Below are 316 nucleotides of genomic sequence, written 5' to 3' on the forward strand. Positions count from 1 at the left end.
AGAACTTGAAAAAGATTAAATCTTATACGGGTATCTGGAACGTGGAAAAAGTCTTATATGCAATCAATGACTTTAACTTACCCTTTCCCGTTACTTTTACACAGATTACATGGTTTGTGATTACGGAATTTATCATCATTCTGTTTGGGGATATTCCCCCACTTTCCATGATTGAGGGAGCATTTCTCAAATACTTTGGTATTCCCGTTGCTCTCACTTGGTTCATGTCGCAGAAAACCTTTGACGGAAAGAAGCCGTACTGCTTTTTGAAATCACAGATAACCTATGCCCTGCGACCAAAAATCACTTATGCAGG

The 316-nt window shown here is 38.9% G+C and carries 1 protein-coding gene; it reads left to right on the top strand.

Annotated elements, in window-relative coordinates:
* The coding region (locus LJE11_RS19460) for a conjugal transfer protein (protein ID WP_442860899.1) at nt 1-316 on the top strand (316 nt) is incomplete at both ends.

The sequence above is a fragment of the Blautia sp. DFI.1.216 genome, assembly GCF_020594215.1.
In the GTDB taxonomy this organism is placed as follows: domain Bacteria; phylum Bacillota; class Clostridia; order Lachnospirales; family Lachnospiraceae; genus Blautia_A; species Blautia_A wexlerae.